Source organism: Pseudoalteromonas sp. HM-SA03, from assembly GCF_002289345.1.
Lineage (GTDB): Bacteria > Pseudomonadota > Gammaproteobacteria > Enterobacterales > Alteromonadaceae > Pseudoalteromonas.
Genome location: NZ_NSDG01000068.1, coordinates 1 through 387, shown reverse-complemented (window position 1 = coordinate 387; position 387 = coordinate 1). Strand labels below are relative to the sequence as shown.

Genomic DNA, 387 nt, shown 5'->3' with positions numbered 1-387 from the left:
ACAAACCCCGCGGATTATCAAGACATCCTTGACCGATTTTTAGAAGATACCCCGTTTGAGCAAGATGATATCTATTATGTTATAGCGCGAAATGCATGGGGAAATTTAAAACTCTACGGGGAGAAAACTGGACATTCTCTAGAAATCAGTCCCTACCTTAATTGGATGCGAACAAAAAAAGGGNAGCCAGCAAGATATTGCAGCTGGTAAGGCTAACCAAACCGCAAAAGATTTTATAGCGCTTCAAGACCCTGAACGACTTGATATTAAAAATAACCAAGGGAAACCTCTTTTTCCTGCGACATTAAAAAAACATGGCCCACTCAATGCCGATGAAGTGTACGGCTTTGCGCCATTTTTATTTATGGGTGGCGAGAAAAAAGTCAA

At 40.9% G+C, this 387-nt stretch carries 2 protein-coding genes; both read left to right on the top strand.

Annotated features, from left to right (window positions below; genetic code table 11):
- Positions 1–210: GAD-like domain-containing protein (locus CKO50_RS24720; RefSeq protein ID WP_303621308.1), on the top strand; the 210-nt coding region annotated here is incomplete at its 5' end.
- The coding region (locus tag CKO50_RS25150; RefSeq protein ID WP_368665265.1) for a T6SS immunity protein Tdi1 domain-containing protein at positions 161–387 on the top strand (227 nt) is incomplete at its 3' end. The genes CKO50_RS24720 and CKO50_RS25150, both read left to right, overlap by 50 nt.